Source organism: Azospirillum cavernae, assembly GCF_003590795.1.
In the GTDB taxonomy this organism is placed as follows: Bacteria; Pseudomonadota; Alphaproteobacteria; order Azospirillales; family Azospirillaceae; genus Azospirillum; species Azospirillum cavernae.
The window spans coordinates 1,919,528-1,942,645 of the sequence record NZ_QYUL01000001.1 but is presented as its reverse complement, the minus strand read 5'-3'; the positions used below and the strand labels follow the sequence as shown (position 1 = coordinate 1,942,645).

The following is a 23,118-nucleotide window of genomic DNA, read 5'->3' as shown; positions in this document are numbered from 1 at the left end:
CGCCCTGTAGGGTTGACATCCTTTGCGCCGGCGACGGCACACCGACACTTACCGAGTTCCTAGGGAGCTTTACTCCATGGCCACCACCACTTCTGTCGGCAAGATCACGCAGGTTACGGGCGCCGTCGTCGACGTGCAGTTCGACGGCGAACTGCCGGCGATCCTGAACGCGCTGCACACCAAGAACGACGGCAAGACCCTCGTCCTGGAAGTGGCGCAGCATCTGGGCGAGAGCACGGTTCGTACCATCGCCATGGACAGCACCGACGGTCTGGTGCGCGGCTCCGAGGTTCTCGACACCGGCAGCCCGATCACCGTTCCGGTTGGTCCGGCGACGCTGGGCCGCATCATCAACGTCATCGGCGAGCCGATCGACGAGCGCGGCGACGTCAACGCCGAGCGCAGCCTGCCGATCCACCGTTCGGCCCCGGATTTCGTCGATCAATCGACGGACGCCGAAGTGCTCATCACCGGCATCAAGGTCATCGATCTGTTGGCCCCCTACGCCAAGGGCGGCAAGATCGGCCTGTTCGGCGGCGCGGGCGTCGGCAAGACCGTGACCATCATGGAACTCATCAACAACGTCGCGAAGGCGCACGGCGGCGTGTCGGTGTTCGCGGGCGTCGGTGAGCGCACCCGTGAAGGCAACGATCTGTACCACGAAATGATCGAGTCGGGCGTCATCAAGCTCGACGGCCCCGGCTCCAAGGTGGCGCTGGTCTATGGTCAGATGAACGAGCCGCCGGGCGCCCGCGCCCGCGTCGCGCTGAGCGGTCTGACTCTCGCGGAGTATTTCCGCGACGAAGAAGGCCAGGACGTGCTGTTCTTCGTGGACAACATTTTCCGCTTCACCCAGGCCGGTTCGGAAGTGTCGGCGCTGCTGGGCCGCATCCCGTCGGCGGTGGGCTATCAGCCGACGCTGGGCACCGACATGGGCGCCCTGCAAGAGCGCATCACTTCGACCAAGAAGGGTTCGATCACCTCGGTGCAGGCCATTTACGTGCCCGCCGACGATTTGACCGATCCGGCGCCGGCCGCCTCCTTCGCCCACTTGGACGCCACCACCGTGCTGTCGCGTTCGATCGCGGAAATGGCCATTTTCCCGGCCGTCGATCCGCTCGACTCGACCAGCCGCATCCTCGATCCGCGCGTCGTTGGTGAAGACCACTACGCGGTGGCCCGTTCGGTCCAGAAGGTCCTCCAGACCTACAAGTCGCTCCAGGACATCATCGCCATTCTGGGCATGGACGAGTTGTCGGAAGAAGACAAGCTGACGGTCGCCCGCGCCCGCAAAATCCAACGCTTCCTGTCGCAGCCCTTCCACGTCGCCGAAGTGTTCACCGGCACGCCGGGCGTGCTGGTCAGCCTGGAAGACACCATCAAGGGCTTCAAGGGCATCGTGAACGGTGATTACGATCACCTGCCGGAGGCCGCCTTCTACATGGTCGGCACCATCGACGAAGCGATCGCCAAGGCGAAGAAGCTGGCGGCCTGATCCTGATCCCGCTCCGGCGACGGGGCGGGACTCAATCGGGTTTGAACAGGGTTCTCCCTCCCGCGCCGTCATGGCGGGGGAGGGCACTTACGAAGAGGCACCAGGAAATCCATGGCCGACAAAGTCGAATTCGAGCTGGTCTCGCCGGAAAAGCTGCTGAAGTCGCTTCCGGTGGACATGGTCGTGGTGCCGGGTACGGAAGGTGATTTCGGCGTGCTTGCCGGTCATGCGCCGATGATCGCGACGGTTCGTCCGGGCGTCATCGACGTTTATGAAGGCGACCGCGTTGTGGATCGCGTCTTTGTCGCGGGCGGCTTCGCCGAAGTGACCGAGACCCGCTGCACCGTCCTGGCCGAAGAAGCGGAAGCGCTGTCGGGCATCGACCGCGCGGCTGTGGAAAAGGCGATCAAGGATTTGTCTGAGGATCTGGACGACGCCGCGTCGGACAGCGACAAGGCCGCCGTCGAAGCAAAGCTGGGCGTCGCCCGCGCCAAGCTTGAGGCGCTGGGAGCGTCCGCCGCCGCTCACTGAGCATCGGCGTCGAGGGATTGAGAAGAGCGGGCGGTTCGGTCATCCGAACCGCCCGTTTCTGTTGCAACGCGGTAAACTCTGACTACATTCAACAGTCGAATAAGAACGATGACGCGGGCATGCCTCTGCTTCATCTTCGGAGCGTGCGATGATGTTGCCGGAACGGGCGGCGGAGGAGAAGCGGAGCATGGCGCGGGGGCATTGGCGACTCGACGACCTTCCCTGGGAGCAGTTTGACCGCAGCAAGGTGGACCCTGATCTGGTTCCCCTGATTAAGGCGGCGGCCCTGGTGGAGGTCAACGCCAACGACTACACGGCCTATCTGTGCAACGTCTTCAAGGACGACCCTGTTTTCCAGGAGGTCGCGCGCGGCTGGGCGGCGGAAGAGGTCCAGCATGGGTTGGCGCTGGGCCGTTGGGCGGCTCTGGTCGATCCGTCCTTTGACTTTGACGCGGCGGTGGAGCGGTTCCGCGCGGGCTATCGGGTGCCGATTGATCTCGACGCTTCGGTGCGCGGGTCGCGCACCGGCGAAATGATCGCGCGCTGCATCGTCGAAACCGGCACCAGCTCCTATTACGCCGCCATCGGCGATTCGACCGACGAACCGCTGTTGCAGGAGATTTGCCGCCGGATCGCGGCGGACGAGTTGCGCCACTACAAGATTTTCTACGATTACTCGAAGAAGTATCTGGAGTTGGAGGGGCTGACCAAGTTTCAGCGCCTGAAGGTCGCCCTGTCGCGCATCGGCGAGTCCGAGGATGACGAACTCGCCTACGCCTATTTCGCCGCGAACGAGGCGGTGGACTCCGCCTACGATCACGCCCGCTGCAACGCCGCCTACATGCGCCGCGCTTATGGCCGCTACCGGCCCAAGCACATTGATCGGGCGGTCGCCATGGTGTTCAAGGCCTGCGGGCTGAAGCCGCACTCCGCGCTGTCCAGCGTCGCCTCGCGCGGGGCCTGGTGGCTGGTGGAGCGCCGCGCCCGCAAGCTGGAGCGGCGGACAGCCTGAGGAGCGGCGACCGCGTTCAGTCGGCGGTCCGGCGTTTCTGATACGCGGCGTTCAGATCAGCCCAGCGGTTCCAGAAGGGCAGGGAAGCGGCGCCCGCCAAACGGTCGGCAAGCAGATCAAGGTGGATGTGCCACCCGGCGCTGACCTTCAGCAGCATGGCGGAATCCGGCGCCCGGCGGTGGACCAGGGTCAACAGCACCCGGTCGCCCTTCGATTCCAACGTGAAATCCACCTCGCTGGCGGTTCCCCAGGCGATGACCAGCCGGTGGGGCGGGTCCAGCGCCAGAACGCGGCTTTCCATCCGGTGTTCGGCGGCGAAACCGTCGGGCCGCTGGCCGGGTGGATTGGTCAGCTCGTCGTTGCGCCAGACCAGTTCGAATGGCACGCCGGTCTGGTCGGGCATGTCGCCCGCCGCCAGCCATTGCCGACGCAGATCGCTGTCGGTCAAATACGCCCAACAGCGTTCGATGGGGCCGGGCAAAAGCCGTTGAATGGTCAAGGTCAGAGGCTCGCTCCACCGGGCGAAGGATTCGGCGGGAGCGTCGAGCGTCGTGGCTTCGGTCATGGGTCGGCATCCTTGTCGGTTGTTGGAGTGGCGGGGGCGTCGCGCAGCAGCCGGTCGAGGACGGACAGGCGGTCGGTCCAGAACGCCTCGTAAGAGGCCAACCAGCGCTGGGCGTTGGACAGGGGGGAAGGGTCGAGACGGCACAGATGGGTGCGCCCGCGAACCTCGCGCCGGATCAGCCCGGCGCTTTCCAAAACCTTGATGTGTTTCGAGGCCGCCGCCAGCGACATGGCGAAGGGTTCGGCCAGTTGCCCGACCGTGCGTTCGCCATCCGCCAACTCCCGCAACATTTGTCGCCGGGTGGAGTCGCTGAGCGCCTGAAACACGCTGTCCAATGGGGAGGGATTATATTCAACCATGTGGTTTAATGTAGGCGCAAGCCGATGAACAGTCAACCATATGGTTGAGCGTTTAATCGCTCACGCGGATCGACGCGCGGGAGGATTGCCGCTCAGTCCCGCCGTCCCCGGCGGACCAGCGATTCCGGGGTGAACTCTTCGGGCTTGAGCGGCTTGTCGAAGACCGGCGGGCGTTGCAGATTGTCGATGCCGCGCGCGACGTAACGCTCGCCGGTCAGATCATAGATGAACTCGGCGGCGGGGACGAAGGCGGGAACTTGCCAATGGGCGACGTTGTGCGCCTCGGCGTAGCGCTGCAACTCGCCCTTGCCGTTGTAATGCTCGGCCATGACGATTTGCCAGGAATCCTCGTCCAGGTAATAGGTGCGGTCGGGCAGCTTGTGCTGGAAGTTCGGCTTCAGGCGGGCGTCGACGATCCACACCCGGTGCATCTCATAACGCAGAAATTGCGGGTTCGGGTGGCCGTACCACAGAAACTCATGGGGGGCGAGGCTGGGCGTGTTCAGGCGATACGCGTTGTAGGGGACATACATTTCCCGCCGCGAAATCAGCGTGAAATCGAATCGGTCGAGCGGCCCGCTGAACATGTCGAACATGTCGGCGGTGCACACGCCGTCGGTGGCGGGGTCGGCCACGTCATAGAGGAAATCGGGGGCGGCGACCACGCGCCCGCGCTCCCCCATGCGCAGCCAGGCGCGAAAGCCGGACTGGATGGGATTCAGCGTCGCCTGGGTTAGCAGGGTGGTGCCGGCTTGATCCGCCGGGGTCAGGCTGGTGCGGCGGTAGAGCAGCGGTTTGCCGTCTTCTCCCGCCGCGTAGGGGAAGGCGAAATCCTCGCGGTACAGCCGGTCGGTCAGGCGTCCATCGCCGCTGGGCAGAACGGTTTGGCTGGTGTGGGTCATCGCCGTGCCGCGCCAGCGCAGCAGATGGTTCCACATCGCTTGCACGCCGTTGGCGGGAATGGGGAAGGGCACGCCAACCCGCGCGCCGGACAGCACCAGCCCGTTTTCGCCCAGCGCGGCGCGTCCGGCGTTTTCCAAGCACGCGTCATAGACGCGCTGCGGCGCTGCGGCGCTGCGGCGGCAGGGGAAAACCGGAATCTCAAACGTGGTCGGGTATTTCGCCAACAGGGCTTGCAGCCCGGCGGACAGGCGAATCTTGTAACGCTCGACGTCAGCCGGTCCAACGGTGATCCAGCGGCCATCCTCAATGTAGGGATCCGGGCTGTGGCGGCCCGGCGCGTAGCCCTTGGGTGGCGTGGTCAAGCCGCCTTTCCAGGCCGGAATGACGCGGGTGCGGTTGCCCGCCCGGATCGCCCCGAAGGGGGTCAACTCCTCGCCCAGACGGGGAATCGGCAGCGGCGCCGCCGCGTCTTGCGCCCAGCTTGGCGTCGCGGCGGACGCGGCGGCCCCCCCCAGCAGCGCCAGGGCGTCGCGGCGGTTGATGAGGGTGCGGTCGCTCATGATTGCGCCAGATGCTGCTCAAGAGAGGTGAAGGCGGCGCGCAACTGGTCGGCCAGCGCGCACAGGTTCGACCAATCGGCGCTGTCGGTCGCCGCCTGCTCCAACCGCAGGGCGGCGGCGGCCAGAGCTTTGGCTCCGGCGTTGCGCGAGGAGCCTTTCAGATTGTGGGCGCAGGCGCGCACCCCGGCCAGATCCTGGCCCGCCACGGCGGCGTCCAGCGCGGTCACGATGGTCCGGCTGATGGACAGGAAATCATTCAGCAACTCGGCCAGCATCGCCGCGTCGCCGCCGCACAGGTCGCGCAGCGAGGTCAAATCGATGGGGGCGTCCGGCTCGGGCGTGGGGGTGGGCGCGGTCGATTCGTCGCGGGCGGGGGAACGGAGAGCGGGGAGCTTCGCCTCCTCCCCCTGCTCGGCCGACGGCATCCAGCGGGCCAGCGTGGCGGCCAGTTGGGACAGGTCCAGCGGCTTGCTCAGAACATCGTCCATGTTGGCGGCGCGATAGCTCGCCACCTCGCCCGGCGCGGCGTTGGCGGTGATGGCGATGATCGGCAGACGCCCGGCGTCGGCGGGGCCACGCCCCTCCTGCTCGGCGCTGCGGATGCGGCGGGTCAGCTCGAAGCCGTCAATCTCCGGCATCTGGACGTCGGTCAGCAACAGGGCGTAACGGCGCGGTCCGTGCCACGCCGCCAGCGCCTCGGCGCCGCCAGCGGTCATTTCGGCGGCGTAGCCCAGCGCGTGCAACTGCATCAGCAGAACCTTTCGGTTCACCGGGTTGTCTTCCGCCACCAGAATGAGACGCCCCTGGGCGAGCGCTTGGTCCAGATCCGGGGGCTGGGGAGCGGAGGAGGCGCGTGCGGGCGCGGGTTGCGGACGAGGGAGGGAGTCTTCGGGTGATGGGTTGCCCACTGGCGGGAGAGGCGTGTCCAACGCCGGGGCCGGGGCGCGGCCTGCGGCGGCGGCGACTGCCCGCAACAGGGGCAAGCGGCGGATGGGACGGCCCAGCGGCACGGCGTTGTCGCTGCGGCGGTCGCCTCCGGCTCCATGGAGCAACAGGACGATGGGCGGGCAGGCTTCGCCGCTGCGCCGCCCAAACTCTTCGGGCGCGCAGGCGGCGGCGGGGACGTGCAACGCCTCATCCACCGCGACGACGCTGGTCGGGCAACCCGCCTCGCGCGCGATGCGGGCTTGTGTGGCGAGTTCCTGCGGGTTGCCCGCCGGCAGAACCCGCGCGCCTTCCGCTTCCAGATAGCAGGACAGAAAGCTGCGTTCGGTGTCGTCGGGAACCCCCAGCAGAACGGTGAGGCCACGGAGATCGACCTCCGCCGCCGAGACGCTCCCCAGCGACGCCAGCGGCTCTCCGGGGAGCGGCGAAGCCTCCGCCCGGTCCAGCGTCAGCGTCAGCCAGAAGGTGGAGCCGCTGCCGGGCGCGCTGTCCACGCCGATTTCGCCGTCCATCAGGGCGGCCAGACGGCGGCTGATCGACAGGCCAAGGCCAGTGCCGCCGAAGCGCCGGGTGGTCGAGCTTTCGGCCTGGGTGAAGGGTTGGAACAGCCGCCGCCGCGCCGCGTCGGGAATGCCGATGCCGGTGTCGATCACCTCGATCCGCAGGGCGGCGCTGTCCTGGCTCAACCCGCTCAACGCCACGCGCACGACGATCCGCCCGCTTTCGGTGAATTTGATGGCGTTGCCGCCCAGATTGAACAGGATTTGCCGCAGCCGCACCGGATCGCCCAGCAGGGCGGCGGGGATGGTGGGATCGACGTAGGTCAGCAGCGCCAGCCCCTTGGCGCGGGCCGAGGGGGCCAGCGTTTCCGCCACCCCTTCGACCAGGGCGGGGATGGAGACCACCACCCGCTCGACGTCCATCTTGCCAGCCTCGATCTTCGAGAAATCGAGGATGTCGTCGATGATGCGCAACAGCGAGGTGGCCGATTCGCGCATCGTCGCCACGGTGTCGAGTTGATGCGCGTCCAGATCGGTGCGCTCCAACAGCCCCAGCATGCCGAGAACGCCGTTCATCGGCGTGCGAATCTCGTGGCTCATGGTGGCGAGGAAGGCGGATTTCGCCTTGGTCGCCTGTTCGGCCTGTTCCTTGGCGTTTTCCATCTGGCGTTCGGCCAGCTTGCGGCGGGTGATGTCGTAGATCCAGGACAGGAAGACCTCCTGCCCATCGACGATGGCCGGATCGACCGTCATCAAGGCCCAGAAGGTGGAGCCGTCGGCCCGGCACAGCTTCACCTCGGCGTCGCGGATCTGGCGGCGGTAGAACAGCCAGCGCTGTTCGTCCTGGCGGTCGTCCATCGGGGCGAACAACTCGCCGATGCTGGCGCCGATCAAGCGTTCCTTGGCGATGCCGAGCAGCGTGACCAGCCGGTGGTTGGTCAGAACGATGATGCCGCTTTCGTCATAGGCGCAGACGCCGATTGGGCTGGCCTCCAGCACGGCGCTGATCTGCTCGCGGCTTTCGTGCAGTTCGCGGGTGCGCTCGGCGACGCGGGTCTCGATGGATTGGATTTGATCGAAGGCGCGCAGCGCGGCGATGACGGCGGTGAACAGGCTTTCCGCCGACAGGTCGGCCTTGGGCTTGTAATCGTTGATGTCGTAATCGACGATCACGTCGCGCTGCGGCGCCTGTCCGGGCTGGCCGGTGCGCAGGATGATGCGGACGTCGCGGTTGCCCAGATCGTCGCGGATCCAGCGCACCAGCTTCAGGCCGGAATCATCCTCCTCCATCACCACGTCCAGCAGGATGACGGCGACGTCGGGCCGGTTTTCCAGGATCAGGCGGGCGTCGGCGGCGGTGTGGGCGCTGATGAGGTCAAGCGAGCGCTTCTGAAAGGCGACGTCGGCCAGCAGCAGGCTGGTCATCAGATGGACGTCGGTCTCGTCGTCCACCACCAGAATGGTCCATGGCGGCGGCGCGTCCGCCGCCGGACCGGCGCCGCCATGGCCGGACTCATCCTCATCCGCGAACAGGATGTCGTCGTCGTCGAACGAACGGTCGGCGAGCGCGCCCATGCTCATGCTGCTGCGGTCTCCAGGCTGCTGGCGCTGACGGTGGTCAGGGCGTTGTCCACGCTCACGGTTTGGGCCGCCAGAACGGATTTCGGAATGCGAAGAATGAACGTAGTTCCATCGCCGGGCGCGCTGTCAACCGAGATCCGCCCGCCCAAGGTCTGGGTGACGAGGTTGAAGACGATGTGCAGGCCAAGCCCGCTGCCGCCCGCGCCGCGCTTGGTCGTGAAAAACGGCTCGAACACCTTGGGCAGATGGTCGGTCGGGATGCCGACGCCGTCATCGGCGAAACGGATCTCGATCTCTCCATCGCTCAGGTCGGTGACGTCGATCACCATATGGCCCTTGGTGTCGGGGGGGAAGGCGTGGGTCAGCGCGTTCATCACCAGATTGGTGACGACTTGGCTGAGCGCGCCGGGGAAGCTGTCGATGACGATGCCGGTCGAACAGGCGATGGCGACCCGGTGCGGCCCCTTGCGCAAGGTCGGGCCGAGGGAGGTGACGATTTCCTCCAGATAGGCGAGCAGATCGAAGGCGCGCCGCTCCTCGCTGGTTTGATCGACGGCGACGCGCTTGAAGCTCTGGATCAGTTCGGCGGCGCGGGTCAGATTCTGCTGGATCAAGCGGGAGGAATCGTCAGCGGTCGCCACATAGGCCGCCAGATCCGACTTTTTCATCGTCCCGCCCTCGAACGCGGCGCTCAACGCCTGGGTGCGGCCGGACAGATGGGTGGAGCAGCCATAGGCGATGCCGATGGGCGTGTTGATCTCGTGCGCGACGCCCGCCACCAGCAGGGCGAGCGAGGCCATTTTTTCGGCCTGCACCAGACTGGCCTGGGTTTCCTTCAAATCGGCGTAGGCGGCGCCCAGCGCCTGCATGGCGTTGAAGATCTCCTCGGCGGAGCGGGCCTCCACCGTCACGTCGGTGAAGGTGCGGACGAAGCCGCCTTCGGGCAGCGGGTTGGTTCGCACCTCGATGATGCGCCCGTCGGGGCGGCGGCGTTTGAAGGTGAGCGGCTGCTCCCACACGCCGCCGCCGAACTCATCGTCGTCGGCGCGGCCGCCATAGGCCAGATAGAGGTCGGGGTCGTCGCTCAACTCGTCGAACTCGCCCCGGCTGCGTTGCAGGCTGACGATGTCGGGGAAGACCGGGCAGGCGGCGAGGAATTCCGGCGGGATGTTCAGGAATTCGGCGGCGCGGCGGTTGGACATCACCACCCGCAGATCATGGTCCACCTTGATGATGCCCTGGTCGGTGTTGTCCAAGGTGATTTGCAGGATGTTGCGTTCGCGCGCCAAATCCAACTCGGCCTGAACCCGTTCGGTGACGTCGGACATGGTGCCGGTGATGCGCAGCGCGGTGCCTTTGGCGTCGCGCAGGGCGGTGGCGCGGTCCTCGATCCAGGCCCATTGGCCATCGCGGCGGCGCATCCGGTACACGGCGGTGTAGGCCAGCGCCTTGTCGCGTTTCCGACGACGGGAATCGGCGACGATGTCCTCGGCCTCGTCCGGGTGGAGCAGGGAGACCCAGGTCTTGGTCGTCATCGCCAGCTCGTTCGGGCCGTAGCCGAGCAGGGCGGGAAACTCCTTCGACCACCAATATTGGCCGCCGCCCGGGTCGTAATCCCAGACCGAGGAGCGCGTCGCGGTGATGGCCAGAGCCAGCCGCTGCTCGCTCTTGCGCAGGGCGGCTTCCTCCTCCCCCAAACGGGCCAGCATGCCGTTGTAGGCGTGAATCACCCGCCCCAGCTCGTCGGCGGCGCTCCAATCGATCGGGCGGTGGCCCTTGCCCTGTTCGGAATTCAGGATCGAGGCGATCAGCCGACGCAGAGGCTTGCCGATGGTCAGCCGCAGGGCGGCCAACGCCGCCGCTATGGTGCCCGCCAGCATCATCAGCAGCAGAAAGGCGGTGTTCAGAATCTCCTGCCGCAACTGCTCGCGCACCGCGTCGTGGCTGAAATGCAGCGTGATGGTGCCGACCTGGAGATTCTGCACCTTGATGGAGCGTCGTTCGATGTTGGGGCTGTTGACCGGGCAATCCACCCCCGGCCACACGAACAGCCCGTCGGCCAGATCGTCCGACACCTCGACGCAAACCAACTCGCGGTTGGCGGCGATGGCCTGGACGACGTTGCGGATGGCGGTGACGTCGAACGACCACAGGCTGGCGGACAGGGCCGCCGCGTTGATGTCGGCGATGGTGGACACCTTGTCGCGCAGCGCCGTCCGCAAGTCATAGTAGCGGTTGTAGAAAAAAACCGAGGAAAACAGCGAAACGGCAAGAACAAGGCTGGGAATCAGGATCAGCAGAAATTTCGCCGACACCGTCGGCACCCGCCGCCACCCCTGTGCGATCCTGTTCATGCCATGGTGTTCCGGGCAATGGCTTGCGCAATGACTGGGGCGGCCGACAGCGTGGGCGAGCGCCAGATGACCATCTTCTACTCTTTTCCGGCGGTGGTCGTCCATGACGGATCCGGTGCGAGAGCGGTTGAGAAAAACGGTCGCGCTTTGGCTGAAAATCCGCTGTTTTGGCGCGACGATGCTTGAGAAGCTTTGCCGCGTTGCACTACTGTGCATAGGCGGATAGGGTGAGAAACGCGCGTTGCCGCACCGGAGCGCGCAATCCAGGACAGATGAGGGGATGATGGAATTTCAATCGCGCAGCACCCCGGACGCGCTTGAGGTGCGGCTGGCTGGTCGTCTTGAGTTCACCGATCATGACCGGCTGCGGGACATCATTGACGCGTTGGAGGGCGCGAAGCCGCGCCGCTTCGTGCTGGATCTTTCGACGCTGGAGTTCATCGATTCCGCTGGTCTCGGCATGCTGCTGATCTTGCAGGAAGAGGCGGAGCAACGGAACGTCAAGATGATTGTCAGCGGCCCGCAAGGCGACGTAAAACGGTCCATAGACCTCGCCAAAATCGGCGAGATCGTCACCATCGAGCCGTGAGGCGTTTGGCATGGACACGATCCCTTCACCGTTGCGTCCCTTTTGTGTGATGCGGGATCGTATTCCGGCCGACATGACGGCGCGGGTCGCCGCCCGATTCGACGTCAGCGGTTTTGACGCCGTCGATGACGGAAGCGCGGCGGCCTGGGCCGAAGCCTTGCTGGTGGAGCGGGCTGACCGCGACCGGCTGCGCGAGGCGTTTCACCGCAACCCGTTCCTGACCGTCGAGTTGGGGGAGGGCGGGGACGAACCCGCCGCCCTGATGGAAGATTGGTCGGGCGCGCCAGCGGTGGAGCCGGGCTTTTATCTGTCGCTGACCACCGGCACCGCCTATGGCTTGCAATGCGCCGTTCTGGTCTGTGACGAGTTGACGCGGCGCGGCGCGCTGACGGCGGAGCATCGCCCCAACGTCGAAATGTGCCTGCACGAGGCCATCGCCAACGCCATCGTGCATGGCAATCTGGGGATTTCCAGCGCGGCCAAGAATCAGCCCGACGGCTACCGCGTGTTCGGCCAGATGCTGCGCGACCGTTTGGGCGATCCCGACATCAAGCGTCGGCGAATCGACATCTTCTGCCGCTGGAACGCCTCGACCATCGCCGTCGCGGTGGTCGATCAGGGCAGCGGTTTCGACAGCGCGACAACCGCGTCGGCCACCGATGGCAAGGCGCGTTCGGGCCGGGGGTTCGTGTTCATGCGCGCGCTGGCCAGCCGCGTGGCGGTGACGGACGGCGGACGCTGCACCGTTTTGCATTTTGACGTCTGACGAGCCTGCTGTATGGCCATTTCGCTTTCCGACTGCCGCGTTCTCATCGTTGACGACAACGAGTTCAACCGAAAATCCCTGGCTCTGGTGATCCGGCGGGCTGGAATCACCCAGATCGCCTTCGCCGAAAATGGGGCGGAGGGGTTGAAGGCGGTGGACAGTTTTCGCCCCGATCTTGTGCTGCTCGACGTCGACATGCCGGTGATGAACGGGCTGGAGATGTGCGAGGCGCTGCGCCGCAACGCGACGCACGAGGAATTGCCCGTGCTGTTCCAAACCGCCTTCGACAGCGACCAGGAGCAGGTCCGCTGTTTCGAGGCGGGGGGCAGCGATTTCATTTCCAAGCCGATCAAGCCCGGCGAATGCGTGGCGCGGGTCCGCCACCAGTTGGAAAAGCGCAAGCTGTTCAACGATCTGGCCGCGTTCCGCGCGCGGGTCCAGCGTGAGCTGGCGCACGCGCGGGAGATGCAGCATTCGCTGTTGCCGGAAAAGCGCCGTTTGACGGCGGTGGCCGAACGTTACGGGCTGACGCTCGACGCGCATTTTGAAACATCGTCGGAGTTGGGCGGCGATTTCTGGGGGGTCTACCCGCTGGACAATCGGCGTGTCGGCTTCCTCATCATTGATTTCGCCGGTCACGGCATCACGGCGGCGATCAACACCTTCCGGCTGCACACGCTGATCGACCGTTTTCCCATGCAGGATTGCGCCCCGTCGCAGTGGCTGATGCAGTTGAACAGCGCGCTCAAGGACGTGTTGCCCACCGGGCAGTTCGCCACCGCTTTCTTCGGCATTTTGGATCTGACCACCGACACGCTGACCTTTTCGGCGGCGGGGTCGCCCAACCCGGTTCTGGGGGTGGGGGGCGACATCCGCCTTCTCGATTCGGCGGGGCTGGTGCTGGGGGCGTCGCGCCGGGCGCAGTATGTCGATCAGAGTTTCCGCCTGCCGCGCGGCGGTTTCCTGTTCCTCTACAGCGACGCGCTGATTGAATGCTGGGGCGACGAGCATGGCCCCATCGGCCAGTCCGCCGTGCCCGATTTCGTCCGCGACGCGCTGGTGGTCAACCGGACGCACCCGTTGGAGCCGATGATGGAGCGCTTCTACGCGCGCACCCGTCAGCCGTTGCGCGATGATCTGACGGCGGTGTGGATCGCGCGCCGGGCGTAGCGCCCGGCGCGGTGGACGGTTGTGGTTGCGAGTTGAGGTGGTTACGACGTGGTGGTTAACGACGTGGCGCGACGGCGAACCACCCAGCGGATGCTTTTGAAGGCGATCCACAGGCCACCGATGGCGGCGGCGCTCAGCAGCAGGATTTTCGGGCCGTTCTCGCCGATGCTCGCGGCGGCTTCGCCAAACATGTAACCGGCCCCGGCAAACGCGCAGGCCCAGATTCCAGCGGCCAAAAAGTTCCAGAACAGGAACTTGCTCCAGCGCATCCGCGACGTGCCGATGGCGACCGAGGCGATGTTGCGCACGCCATACAGGAAACGGAACATCAGGATGAAGGCGACGCCGTAGAGTTCCACCCAGCGCAGGGCGCGGTTGGCGTGGATCTCGGCCGCCGGAAAGCGGGCGAGCGCCTTGGTCCCCCAGCGGCGCCCCAACCAGAACCAGACCTGATCGCCCAGAAAACTGCCGATCCAGACGGTGCCGATCAACCAATATAGGTTGATGATGCCGAGCTGCGCGCCCATGCCGCCAAAGATAACGAACGTCTCACCCTCAAAAAACGCCCAGAAGAACGCCAGCGGGTAGAAAGCGTTGCCCCATTCCTGCAACCAGTTGATCCAGTCCAAAGCCCCCTCCGGGAGACGATACGCGACGCTCTGTTGCCGTCCTCGACGCTCGCGGCGCGCATTATTGTGCGGTGCAGAGCAGGAAAAACGGAAGATTGCGCATCATGGCATAGGATCGGATGGCTTGTCCCGTAAACTTTCTTTCATGAGACGGTGGGCATCGGATGGCGGGCGGGGCCGCGCTCAGGAATCCTCGCCCGACAATTCGCCCACCACCTGGCGGGCGGCGCGCAGCAGCACCGGGTTCGGCTCCACCGCTTCCGCCTCCGGGTCATCGGAGTCGGTCGGGTCGCGGTCGGGCAAGGCGCGGCGTTTCAACTCGCGGGCGGCCTCGATCAACAGATGGCTCAGCTTCTGGTCGGGCAGGGCTTGGACCAGGGCGCGCAGCTCCGGGTTGGACAGAGCCGCCGGATCGAAGGGCGGCGGCGGTCCCGGCGGAACGAGGTCGAAGCTGGCGGTCAGCGCGGCGGGCGGCGGCGTGCGCGCAGGCTCCCTCACCAGATCGACCGCGACGGGGGCGGCGATGCTGGTGGGGCGGCTGCGGCGGGCGTTTTTGCGAACCCGGTCGGTCGTCGGCAGATCGGTGAAAAGCAGGGGCTGGGCGGTCATCCGTTCACCCGCAGTTTGCGAAGTGTTCCCCTTTTATTCTATGAACAGCCCCCCGACTGTCGAGCGAAATCGGCGCCCCCCGCGTGATTTTTTGACGCGGGCGGCCCGTCACCCCATCCGTTCGACGGCGCGCTCGGGGCGCAGGATGGGGGTTCGGCCAATGCGGCGCACGGACAGGAGCTGTCGGTCCACCGTGACCAGCCAATCGGCGTCGCTGGCCAGCGCGGCGGCGAGGAACATGTCGTCTTCGGGGTCGCGGCACAGCCGGACGTCGGGAACCGGCGTCACCAGGGTGGTTTCGGCGGCGATGGCGTCGAAAAAGCGTCGGCGATCCGCCAGCGGCTGGTAACGCTCGAAGGTGGACCGCGTCAGGACGGCTTGCAACTCCGCCAACGTCGCGGCGCTGCCCAGCAATCCCCGGTCGGCGCGCACGCGTTCGACGCAGCGACGCAGCGCGTCATGACGGCGCGCGGTCGATCCGTTCAGCAGGGCATAGGCGACAAGGATGTTGGTGTCGAGAACCGCGCGCACTGGCTTCGTTTCCATTGGATGCGAATCACTCCTAATCGAAGGAGCAGTCTCCGTTGATTTTTCGCCACCAGCCATTGCCCAAACCTGCGCCTTTTCTTGTGAGTCCGTAAAGTTTGCGCTAAGAACGCTGAATTGTGTCAACAGATCATTAAGGGCGGATTCTTCGGCATGACCACGATCCTCATCGTCGACGACAGTCGGCTGGCGCGCAACATGGTCGCCAGCGTCATCACGTCGTTGCGGCCGGACTGGACCATCGTCGCCGCCGCGAGCGGGGACGAGGCGCTTGATGTCATTGGCGAGACGGTCCCGGTGGCCGCCATCGTCGATTACAACATGCCTGGCATGGACGGGCTGACGCTGTGCGAACGGCTGAAGGAACGGTTCCTCGGCCTGCACATCGGCCTTTTGACCGCCAACGTTCAGGACTCGCTGAAGATGAAGGCGGAGGCGCTGGGCGTGCGCTTCATCGCCAAGCCGATCACGTCGGACAAGATTCGCGAGTTTCTCGCCGCTGGCGGGCAGTGACGCCGATGGCCGCCGACGACCCGTTCCTTTTGGACAGCGACGAGGCCGACGCCATCGCCGAACTCTTCAACATCGGCATGGGGGAACCGGCGGCGGCGCTGAGTTCCATGCTGGGGGAAGAGGTTCAGCTTTCGGTGCCGTCCTTCGCGGTGTCGACCCGCGCCCGCATCACCCGCGATCTGGCCCCGGACATGAAGCCGCCGGTCTGCGCGGTGCGTGGCGAGTTCGTCGGCCCCTTCACCGGCGAAGCCATGCTGATTTTCCCGGAGGAAGGCACGCTGGCGCTGGTCGGTCGGCTGATGCCCATCGACCCCGAGGCCAACGGGCCGGGGGAGATGGAGCAGGACGCGCTGACCGAGATCGGCAACATCATCCTGAACGGCTGTCTGGCCAGCCTGTCGAACCTGATCGGCGGCGAAATCGCCGGAACCGTTCCGGGCTATGGCGCCGGGAAGGCTGAGGAGGTCATCGGCTCCGCCGAGGATCCAGTGTTGTTCGTGCGCATCGACATGGCGCTGGCGGCGGGCGACGCCCGAGGCCACGCGCTGTTCCTGCTCGACATCGCGTCCCTGGACGCCTTCCGCGAAGCGATCCGCCGCAGCATGGCGAATCTCTGATCGCAGGCGACTCCTGACCGGACGCGCTTTGCCCTTGGTTGGAAAAAAGGCCGGACGCATGGGGCGGCGTCCGGCCTTCAGTTGCGGGGAATCGGGGGCGTGATTCCCCGCTGGGGCAACCGCTCGTGCCTGCCCCTCTCACAAACGCCTTACGCGGCGACGCTTTCCAGCGCCGGATAATCGGTGTAGCCCTTGGCCCCGCCGCCGTAATAGCTGGCGCGGTCCGGCTCGTTCAGCGCGGCCTTGCGGGCGAAGCGCGTCGGCAGATCCGGGTTGGCGAGGAATTGTTCGCCAAAGCTGATGGCGTCAGCCTCGCCCTTGGCCAGCGCCGCGTCGGCGGTGGCGTGGCTGTAACCGCCGTTCAGAATGATCGCGCCCTTGTAGACCGCGCGCAGAGCGGCGGCGACGTGCGGCAGCCCCGGCGCCGGAGCCATGGCGTTGCCGGGCAACCCTTCGATCACATGCAGATAGGCCAGATTGAAGCTGTTCAGCGTCTTGGCGATGGTGGTGAAGTGGCCCAGCGGGTCGCTGTCGCTCATGTCGTTGAAGCCGCCGGTCGGCGACAGCCGCAGCCCGACGCGGTCGGCGCCGATGGCGTGGGTGGTCGCCTCCAGAATCTCCAGCAAGAAGCGGGCGCGGTTTTCGACGTTGCCGCCATATTGGTCGGTGCGGTGGTTGGCGCCGTCACGCAGGAACTGGTCAATCAGATAGCCGTTGGCGCCGTGAATCTCCACCCCGTCCAGACCGGCGTCGAACACCGCGCGCTTGGCGGCGTCGGCGAAATGGCGAACCAGCGCCGGGATCTCGGCGGTTTCCAGCGCGCGCGGCGTCGGGAACGGCTCCATCCCCTGGCCGGTGTAGAGCTGCCCTTGCGCGGCGATGGCCGACGGGGCCATGGGCAGCGCGCCGTTGGGCTGGAACAGCGGGTGCGAGATGCGGCCGGTGTGCCAGAGTTGGGTGACGATGCGGCCACCGGCGGCGTGCACCGCTTCGGCCACGGCGCGCCAACCCACGGTCTGCGCGTCGGTGTGGATGCCCGGCGTGTTGGGATAGCCCTGGGCGGTGTCGCAGACCTGCGTCGCTTCGGTGATGATGAGACCGGCGCTGGCGCGCTGGGCGTAATATTCGGCGTTCAGCGGGGTCGGGGCGTTGCCTTCACCGGCGCGGCTGCGGGTCAGCGGCGCCATGATGATGCGGTTGGGCAACTGGATCGCGCCCAGTTGCAGGGGCGTGAACAGGTCGGGCGTCTGGGTCTGCGGGGACTGGCTCATCGGGGCGTCTCGCTCGCTGGCTGGTGTATGTATGTAAGTACATACTTGATCGAAGCACTGCCCCTTGTCAAGTATGCATCGACATACTTATTATCAACGGGTGGGGAGCGCCGTGGTTCCCCCGGAGGAGGATCGTTCTGTGGATGAGGGTTCAGCGCCGGTGGACGGCTGTTGCGGCGGCGAGGGCGCCGGGCGCAAACGCGACCGCGAAGCGACCAAGGGCGCGCTGCTCGACGCCGCCAAGATGGTGTTTGCCGAGCGGGGATTCGACGCCGCGACGACGCGCGAGATCGCCGGGCGGGCGGGCGTCAACGAACAGCTCATCCAGCGCTATTTTTCCGGCAAAAGCGGCCTGCTGCTGGCGGTGGTCGAGCATTATTGGCGGCAGGAAACCGGCGGCTGCGCCCTGCCGCCGCCCGCCGACGATCTGGAAACCGATCTGGCCCATTTTCTGACGGCGCAACTGGCGCACAGTTGGCAGTGCCGCGACTTCACGCGCGTGGTGCTGGCCCGCGCGCTGGTCGATCCGGCGATCGCCGATGAAATGAGCCGCACCCTGTCGGAGAGCCGGATCCCCTGCTTGATGAAGCGGCTGGAGGTCTTCCGCGACCGGGGCGACATCGCCGCCGACGCGGATCTGGCCAATGTGGCGGCGGGAATCGCGACGCTGAGCTTTGGCCTGGGCTTTCTCGATCAGGTGGTGTTCGGGCGCGACAACGGTCGGGTGGCGGCGGTGGTCGCGACTCTGGCCCACACCATCGCCCACGGCCTGACGCCGCGCGGGTAGAACGAGAAAGGGGGGGCCGGCTTGGTTCCCGCCCCGCGCGCTCCCCTGGACGTTGCGTTAGACCGGCGATCCCAGCAGGCTGTCCAACGGTACGAAGCGGTCGGCCATCTTGCGCGCCTCTTCCTTGTGGACCTTGAAGGTCTTTTCCGCGATGGCGGTGGAGACGACGAAATCCTGGTACGCGCGTTCCAGATGGACGCGGTAACGGTCGGCCATCCCGGAATCGTCCAGACCTTCCAGGCCGCTGTCGGCGCCGAGATAATCGTGGAAGCGTTGCAGGATGTGCAGGCGGTTCACGTTGACCACGCGCTGGTCGTAGCCGACCTGAAAGAAGCGCAGGAAGTCTTCCGCCGTTTCCAGATCGTCCAGATCGTCGGTGAAATCGCTCATCTCCGGGGAACTCCTTACGCGTGCTGTTGGGTGGAGGGGGTGGGCGAACAGCCCTCCTGATCGCAGAGATTGCCGCAGGATTCGCAGGCGACGCCGTCCAGCCGGATTTCTGACAGGTTCAGCGAGGACAGCGGCGCGCGCGCCATCTCAGCGGCGGTGTGGGCTTCCAACCGGGCTTCGATCCGGTTGATGTGGTCGATCAGGCAGGCGATGGCCTTGCCGACCGGGTCGGGCATCAGGTGATGCTCCAGATCAATCCCGTGGGCGCTCAGATGGGCTTGGGTGTCGGGGCGGACGATTCGCCCGGGAATGCCGACCACGGTCATGCCGCCCGGCACGTTCTTGGTGACGACCGAATTGGCCCCGACCCGCGCGTTGACGCCAATGGTGATCGGGCCGAGTATCTTGGCCCCCGCCCCGACCAGCACGCCGTCCTTCAGCGTCGGGTGACGCTTGCCCTTGGTCCAGGAGGTGCCGCCCAGCGTGACGCCGTGGTAGAGCGTGACGTCGTTGCCGACCTCCGCCGTTTCGCCGATCACCACGCCCGCGCCATGGTCGATGAAAAAGCGCCGCCCGATGGTCGCGCCGGGGTGGATGTCGATGTTGGTCAAGGCCCGGCCCAGATAGGACAGGAAGCGGGCGGGCCAGCGCAGGCCGCGCCGCCACGCCGCGTTGGCGATCCGGTGGGTGGCCAGCGCGTGGATTCCCGGATAGCAGGTCAGCACGTCGAACAGGTTGCGCGCCGCCGGATCGCGGTCGAAGACGCAGGCGACGTCCTCGCGCAGCAGATCGATGATGCCGGGGGCGGTCATCCTCTTGTCCAGATCGGCGTCGATGGCGGCCATGCGTGATCCCTCATCGGTGCGAAACCCGCTCAATGCCGGGCGGCGGCGTGGAAGGCGCGCAGCTCGTCCGGGGTGGGCGCGCGTTTGGCGCGGCTGGCGAGCGCGCGCACCTGGGGCAACACCGCGTGCGCCGTGGCGTCGTCGCAGGGCAGGCCCAGCCGGTCGAAGGCCATCTTCACCGCCGCCGTGCCGGAATGCTTGCCCAGCACGATGCGGTGCTCGCGGCCAACCTCGGCGGGGTCGAAATTCTGGTAGGTGGCGCGGTCGCGCAGCAGGCCGTCCACATGAATCCCGGCCTCATGCGTGAAGACCGCCGCGCCGACGATGGATTTGTTGACGGCCACCGGGCGGTTGGACGCGCGCTCGACCAGATCGGAAATCACCCCCAGCGCGCGGGTGTCCACGCCGCTGTCGATGCCGTAGAGATGCTTGAGCGACACCACGACCTCTTCCAACGGCGCGTTTCCGGCGCGCTCGCCCAGCCCGTTCACCGTGGTGTTGACGTGGGTGGCCCCGCCCAGCAGAGCGGCCAGCGAGTTGGCGTTGGCGAGGCCGAGATCGTCGTGGGCGTGGATCTCGATCTCCAGGTCGGTGGCCCGGCGCAGCCGTTCGATGCAGGCGCGCGTCTGGAAGGGATCAAGCACGCCCAGCGTGTCGGCGAAGCGGAAGCGGCGGGCGCCCGCCTGTTGGGCCACGGTGGCGGCGGCGACCAGGAAATCCATGTCGGCGCGGGAGGAATCCTCGCCGCCCAAACTGACCTCCAACCCATGGTCGCGGGCGGTCTTGACCATGCGTTCGATCTCGCCCAGCGCCCAAGCGCGGCTGCGTTTGAGCTTTTTGGTGATGTGGATGTCCGACACCGGCATCGACAGATTGACGAAGCTGACGCCGCAGGACAGCGCCGCTTTCAGATCGGCGTCGTGCATCCGGCACCACACCATCAAACGGCCCTTCAGCCCCAGCCCGGCGACGGCGCGGATGCCCTCGCGCTCTTCCTCGCCCATGGCGGGGATGCCGATTTCCTGTTCGGGCACCCCGGCGGCGTCGAGCGCGCGGGCGATGGCGATTTTCTCATCCAGCGTGAAAGCCACCCCGGCGGTCTGCTCGCCGTCGCGCAGCGTCGTGTCGTTGATGGTCACGGTGGGCATGGCGGAGCTTCCCTGTGTTGGGCGGATGGCCCCCTCCCTAACCCTCCCCCGCTTCGCGGGAGAGGGGACTGCCGCCGCCCTTTGCAAAGCTCCGGCCCCCTCTCCCGCGTCAGCGGGGGAGGGATGGGGAGGGGGCGATGGCTTGAGGGGACGTGGCTAAACGCCTTTCGTGTCGCAGACCGGGCCGGGAACCCGACCCGACGGGGTGTCGTCGGGCGGGGTGTCGGGGCGGATCCCCGACCCGGACTGCGATCCCTGTGTTCAGAACCGGATGTTCACGAATAGACCGGCGCGAACTCCTTGGGCTTGGCCGCGCCCTGTTCCCAATAGGGCGACAGGCTGCGCAGCTTGGCGATGATGCCGGGGACCACCTTGATGACATGGTCGATTTCGGCGTCGGTGGTGTCGCGTGACAGGGAGAAGCGGGTCGCCCCGTGCGCGGCGGTGTAGGGAACCCCCATCGCCCGCATCACATGGCTCGGCTCCAGCGAACCGGACGTGCAGGCCGATCCCGAGGACGCGGCGATGCCCTGTTCGTTCAGCAGGAGCAGGATGGCCTCGCCCTCGATGTATTCAAAGGCGACGTTGCAGGTGTTGGGCAGGCGGTTGTCCGGGTTGCCGGTGACGAAGCAGGCGGGGACGGCGGCCAAAATCGCCTGTTCCAGCCGGTCGCGCTGGGCCTTCACCCGCGTGTTTTCCTCCGCCATGTGGGTCAGGGCCAGATGGGCGGCGGCGCCCAAGCCGACGATGGCCGGGGCGTTTTCGGTCCCGGCGCGGCGCGAGCGCTCCTGATGGCCGCCGCGCAGCATCGGGCGGAAGCGCAGGCCGCGCTTGACGTAGAGCGCGCCGATGCCCTTGGGCGCGTGCAGCTTGTGGCCGGACAGCGACAGCATGTCCACGGCGCTGTCGGCGAGCTTCATCGGGATCTTGCCGACCGCCTGCACCGCGTCGGTGTGGAACACCGCGCCGACCGCCTTGGCCAGTTGGGCCAGCTCCTCGATCGGGAAGATCGTGCCGGTTTCGTTGTTCGCCCACATGATGGAGACGATGGCGACCTGATCGGACAGGGCCGCCTTGTAGGCGTCCATGTCCAGATTGCCTTTGCCGTCCACGCCGATGCGGTGGATTTTGTAGTCGCGCTTCTTTTCCAGATAGTCGCAGAGCGCCAGCACGGCGGGGTGTTCGACCACGCTGGTGACGATCTCGCGCTTTTTCGGATAGGCCTCGATGATCGACAGGATGGCGGTGTTGTCGCTTTCCGTCCCGCCGGAGGTGAAGACGATCTCGCTGTCATGCGCCGCGCCGAGCAGCGCCTGAACCTGCTTGCGCGCCCATTCGATCTTGCCGCCCACCGCCGCGCCGAAGCCGTGCATGGAGGACGGGTTGCCGAAATGCTCGGTGAAGAGCGGCAGCATTTCCGCCAGAACCTCGGGATCGACGCGGGTCGTCGCGTTGTTGTCGAGGTAGATTCCGCTGTTGGGGATGGTCATGGCGTCACGCTCCCGCTGGCATCAGAGAGGCGGGCTTGACGCGGACGAACTCGCCGAGCTTTTCGACCAGCTTCATCTGCACGCCCATCATGGTTCCCGCCGACTGCGAACAGCCCGAACAGGCCCCGGTCAGCCGGACATAAATGTCCTTGCCGTCGATATCGACCAGTTCGACGTCGCCGCCGTCGCGCTGGATTTGCGGGCGCATCTCCTCGATGGCGCTGAGGATCGCCTGCATGCGCTGGACGTTGGTCAGCTTGGGCGCGGCGGCGGGTTCGGCCTTGGCGGCCAGCGGCTGGATCGCGTCCAGCCCGACCACGCCCTTGGGCGAATGCTTGGTCGCGGGCTTCAGCGCGCCGGTCTTGGCCATGACCGCTTCGAGAACCTCTTCGATCTTCTCGTGGCAGGTCTGGCAGGAGCCGCCGGCCTTGGTGTAGTGGGTCACTTCCTCCAGCGAGGTCAGGCCGTTGACCGTCACCGCGCGTTCGATCATCGCGGCGTCGACGCCAAAGCATTTGCAGACCAGCTCGCCTTCCTCATGGTCGTCGACCCATTCCTCGCCCTTGTAGTTGGCGATGGCGGCGCGCAGCGCCTCGGCCCCCATGACGGAGCAGTGCATCTTTTCCGGCGGCAGGCCGCCCAGATAGTCGGCGATGTCGCGGTTGGTCAGGACCAACGCCTCGTCCACCGTCTTGCCGATGATCATTTCCGTCAGCGCCGAGCTTGAGGCGATGGCCGAGCCGCAGCCGAAGGTCTGGAACTTCGCGTCCTGGATGATCTGTGTGTCGGGATCGACCTTCAGCATCAGGCGCAGCGCGTCGCCGCAGGTGATCGAGCCGACCTCGCCCACCGCGTTGGCGGTTTCCAGCACGCCGGAATTCTTCGGGTTGAAGAAATGTTCCTTGACCTTGTCGGTGTAGTTCCACATGTCGCTGCTGCCTTT

Annotated in this window: 23 protein-coding genes; 9 read left to right on the top strand and 14 right to left on the bottom strand. The window is 66.3% G+C overall.

Going from position 1 to position 23,118, the window contains the following annotated elements:
* The first annotated feature begins 76 nt into the window (after positions 1-76).
* The 3 genes from atpD (at position 77) to D3877_RS08885 (ending at position 3,038) form a co-directional block, all read left to right on the top strand.
* A complete protein-coding gene (atpD, locus tag D3877_RS08895) occupies positions 77-1,495 on the top strand; it encodes a F0F1 ATP synthase subunit beta (protein WP_119830260.1) in 1,419 nt (472 codons plus the stop codon).
* Between the two features lie 111 nt (positions 1,496-1,606).
* Entirely contained in the window at positions 1,607-2,026 is a 420-nt protein-coding gene (locus D3877_RS08890) for a F0F1 ATP synthase subunit epsilon (RefSeq protein ID WP_119830259.1), read from the top strand.
* Between the two features lie 187 nt (positions 2,027-2,213).
* Entirely contained in the window at positions 2,214-3,038 is an 825-nt protein-coding gene (locus tag D3877_RS08885; RefSeq protein WP_119830882.1) for an acyl-ACP desaturase, read from the top strand.
* Between the two features lie 16 nt (positions 3,039-3,054).
* On the opposite strand, the gene D3877_RS08880 is transcribed toward D3877_RS08885, so the two are convergent.
* The 5 genes from D3877_RS08880 to D3877_RS08860 all read right to left on the bottom strand — a co-directional run bounded on the left by D3877_RS08880 (position 3,055) and on the right by D3877_RS08860 (position 10,805).
* Entirely contained in the window at positions 3,055-3,603 is a 549-nt protein-coding gene (locus D3877_RS08880; RefSeq protein WP_119830258.1) for an SRPBCC family protein, read from the bottom strand.
* Positions 3,600-3,929, bottom strand: a complete 330-nt coding sequence (locus D3877_RS08875; RefSeq protein WP_238474849.1) for a metalloregulator ArsR/SmtB family transcription factor — start codon at positions 3,927-3,929, stop codon at positions 3,600-3,602. Before D3877_RS08875 ends, D3877_RS08880 begins: the two co-directional genes overlap by 4 nt.
* A 125-nt stretch (positions 3,930-4,054) precedes the next feature.
* Positions 4,055-5,425: a DUF1329 domain-containing protein gene (locus D3877_RS08870; RefSeq protein WP_119830256.1), complete on the bottom strand. Its 1,371-nt coding sequence runs from the start codon at positions 5,423-5,425 to the stop codon at positions 4,055-4,057.
* A complete protein-coding gene (locus tag D3877_RS08865; protein ID WP_119830255.1) occupies positions 5,422-8,451 on the bottom strand; it encodes a hybrid sensor histidine kinase/response regulator in 3,030 nt (1,009 codons plus the stop codon). The genes D3877_RS08870 and D3877_RS08865 overlap by 4 nt, the downstream gene beginning before the upstream one ends.
* Positions 8,448-10,805 carry an ATP-binding protein gene (locus tag D3877_RS08860; RefSeq protein WP_119830254.1) on the bottom strand — a complete coding sequence of 786 codons (2,358 nt, stop codon included), beginning with the start codon at positions 10,803-10,805 and terminating at the stop codon, positions 8,448-8,450. The genes D3877_RS08865 and D3877_RS08860 overlap by 4 nt, the downstream gene beginning before the upstream one ends.
* 280 nt (positions 10,806-11,085) lie before the next feature.
* Between D3877_RS08860 and D3877_RS08855 the strand changes: the two genes are divergently transcribed.
* The 3 genes from D3877_RS08855 to D3877_RS08845 are packed head-to-tail and all read left to right on the top strand — an operon-like array spanning position 11,086 to position 13,330.
* Positions 11,086-11,394 carry an STAS domain-containing protein gene (locus D3877_RS08855; protein WP_238474791.1) on the top strand — a complete coding sequence of 103 codons (309 nt, stop codon included), beginning with the start codon at positions 11,086-11,088 and terminating at the stop codon, positions 11,392-11,394.
* 10 nt (positions 11,395-11,404) lie between these two features.
* Complete coding sequence (locus D3877_RS08850) at positions 11,405-12,160, top strand: ATP-binding protein (protein WP_119830253.1); 756 nt, start codon at positions 11,405-11,407, stop codon at positions 12,158-12,160.
* Positions 12,161-12,172: 12 nt separating this feature from the next.
* A complete protein-coding gene (locus tag D3877_RS08845) occupies positions 12,173-13,330 on the top strand; it encodes a PP2C family protein-serine/threonine phosphatase (protein WP_119830252.1) in 1,158 nt (385 codons plus the stop codon).
* A gap of 41 nt (positions 13,331-13,371) precedes the next feature.
* On the opposite strand, the gene D3877_RS08840 is transcribed toward D3877_RS08845, so the two are convergent.
* From D3877_RS08840 to D3877_RS08830, 3 genes are all read right to left on the bottom strand, one after another.
* Positions 13,372-13,959, bottom strand: coding sequence for a DedA family protein (locus D3877_RS08840; protein ID WP_238474790.1), 588 nt, complete (start codon positions 13,957-13,959; stop codon positions 13,372-13,374).
* Between the two features lie 183 nt (positions 13,960-14,142).
* Positions 14,143-14,568: a hypothetical protein gene (locus tag D3877_RS08835; protein ID WP_119830250.1), complete on the bottom strand. Its 426-nt coding sequence runs from the start codon at positions 14,566-14,568 to the stop codon at positions 14,143-14,145.
* A 108-nt stretch (positions 14,569-14,676) separates the two neighbouring features.
* Positions 14,677-15,114 carry a putative toxin-antitoxin system toxin component, PIN family gene (locus D3877_RS08830; protein WP_119830249.1) on the bottom strand — a complete coding sequence of 146 codons (438 nt, stop codon included), beginning with the start codon at positions 15,112-15,114 and terminating at the stop codon, positions 14,677-14,679.
* Between the two features lie 153 nt (positions 15,115-15,267).
* On the opposite strand from D3877_RS08830, the gene D3877_RS08825 reads away from it, so the two are divergent.
* Together D3877_RS08825 and D3877_RS08820 are read left to right on the top strand one after the other, a co-directional pair.
* Positions 15,268-15,627, top strand: a complete 360-nt coding sequence (locus D3877_RS08825; protein WP_119830248.1) for a response regulator transcription factor — start codon at positions 15,268-15,270, stop codon at positions 15,625-15,627.
* 5 nt (positions 15,628-15,632) lie between these two features.
* The gene (locus tag D3877_RS08820) at positions 15,633-16,244 is read left to right on the top strand and encodes a chemotaxis protein CheX (protein ID WP_119830880.1); all 612 of its coding nucleotides are present in this window, start codon (positions 15,633-15,635) and stop codon (positions 16,242-16,244) included.
* Positions 16,245-16,393: 149 nt separating this feature from the next.
* Here the strand turns inward: D3877_RS08820 and D3877_RS08815 are convergent, their stop codons facing one another.
* On the bottom strand, positions 16,394-17,515 hold the full coding sequence (locus D3877_RS08815; RefSeq protein WP_119830247.1) for an alkene reductase: 1,122 nt from the start codon (positions 17,513-17,515) through the stop codon (positions 16,394-16,396).
* A gap of 139 nt (positions 17,516-17,654) precedes the next feature.
* Between D3877_RS08815 and D3877_RS08810 the strand changes: the two genes are divergently transcribed.
* Positions 17,655-18,302: a TetR/AcrR family transcriptional regulator gene (locus tag D3877_RS08810; RefSeq protein ID WP_238474789.1), complete on the top strand. Its 648-nt coding sequence runs from the start codon at positions 17,655-17,657 to the stop codon at positions 18,300-18,302.
* A gap of 57 nt (positions 18,303-18,359) precedes the next feature.
* On the opposite strand, the gene nifW is transcribed toward D3877_RS08810, so the two are convergent.
* The 5 genes from nifW to nifU form a co-directional block, all read right to left on the bottom strand.
* A complete protein-coding gene (nifW, locus tag D3877_RS08805; RefSeq protein ID WP_119830245.1) occupies positions 18,360-18,692 on the bottom strand; it encodes a nitrogenase-stabilizing/protective protein NifW in 333 nt (110 codons plus the stop codon).
* Positions 18,693-18,706: 14 nt separating this feature from the next.
* Complete coding sequence (cysE, locus tag D3877_RS08800; RefSeq protein ID WP_119830244.1) at positions 18,707-19,537, bottom strand: serine O-acetyltransferase; 831 nt, start codon at positions 19,535-19,537, stop codon at positions 18,707-18,709.
* 29 nt (positions 19,538-19,566) lie between these two features.
* Positions 19,567-20,685, bottom strand: coding sequence for a homocitrate synthase (gene nifV, locus D3877_RS08795; protein WP_119830243.1), 1,119 nt, complete (start codon positions 20,683-20,685; stop codon positions 19,567-19,569).
* A gap of 275 nt (positions 20,686-20,960) precedes the next feature.
* Positions 20,961-22,175, bottom strand: a complete 1,215-nt coding sequence (nifS, locus tag D3877_RS08790; RefSeq protein WP_119830242.1) for a cysteine desulfurase NifS — start codon at positions 22,173-22,175, stop codon at positions 20,961-20,963.
* 4 nt (positions 22,176-22,179) lie between these two features.
* Positions 22,180-23,103 carry a Fe-S cluster assembly protein NifU gene (gene nifU / locus D3877_RS08785; protein WP_119830241.1) on the bottom strand — a complete coding sequence of 308 codons (924 nt, stop codon included), beginning with the start codon at positions 23,101-23,103 and terminating at the stop codon, positions 22,180-22,182.
* Positions 23,104-23,118: the final 15 nt, after the last annotated feature.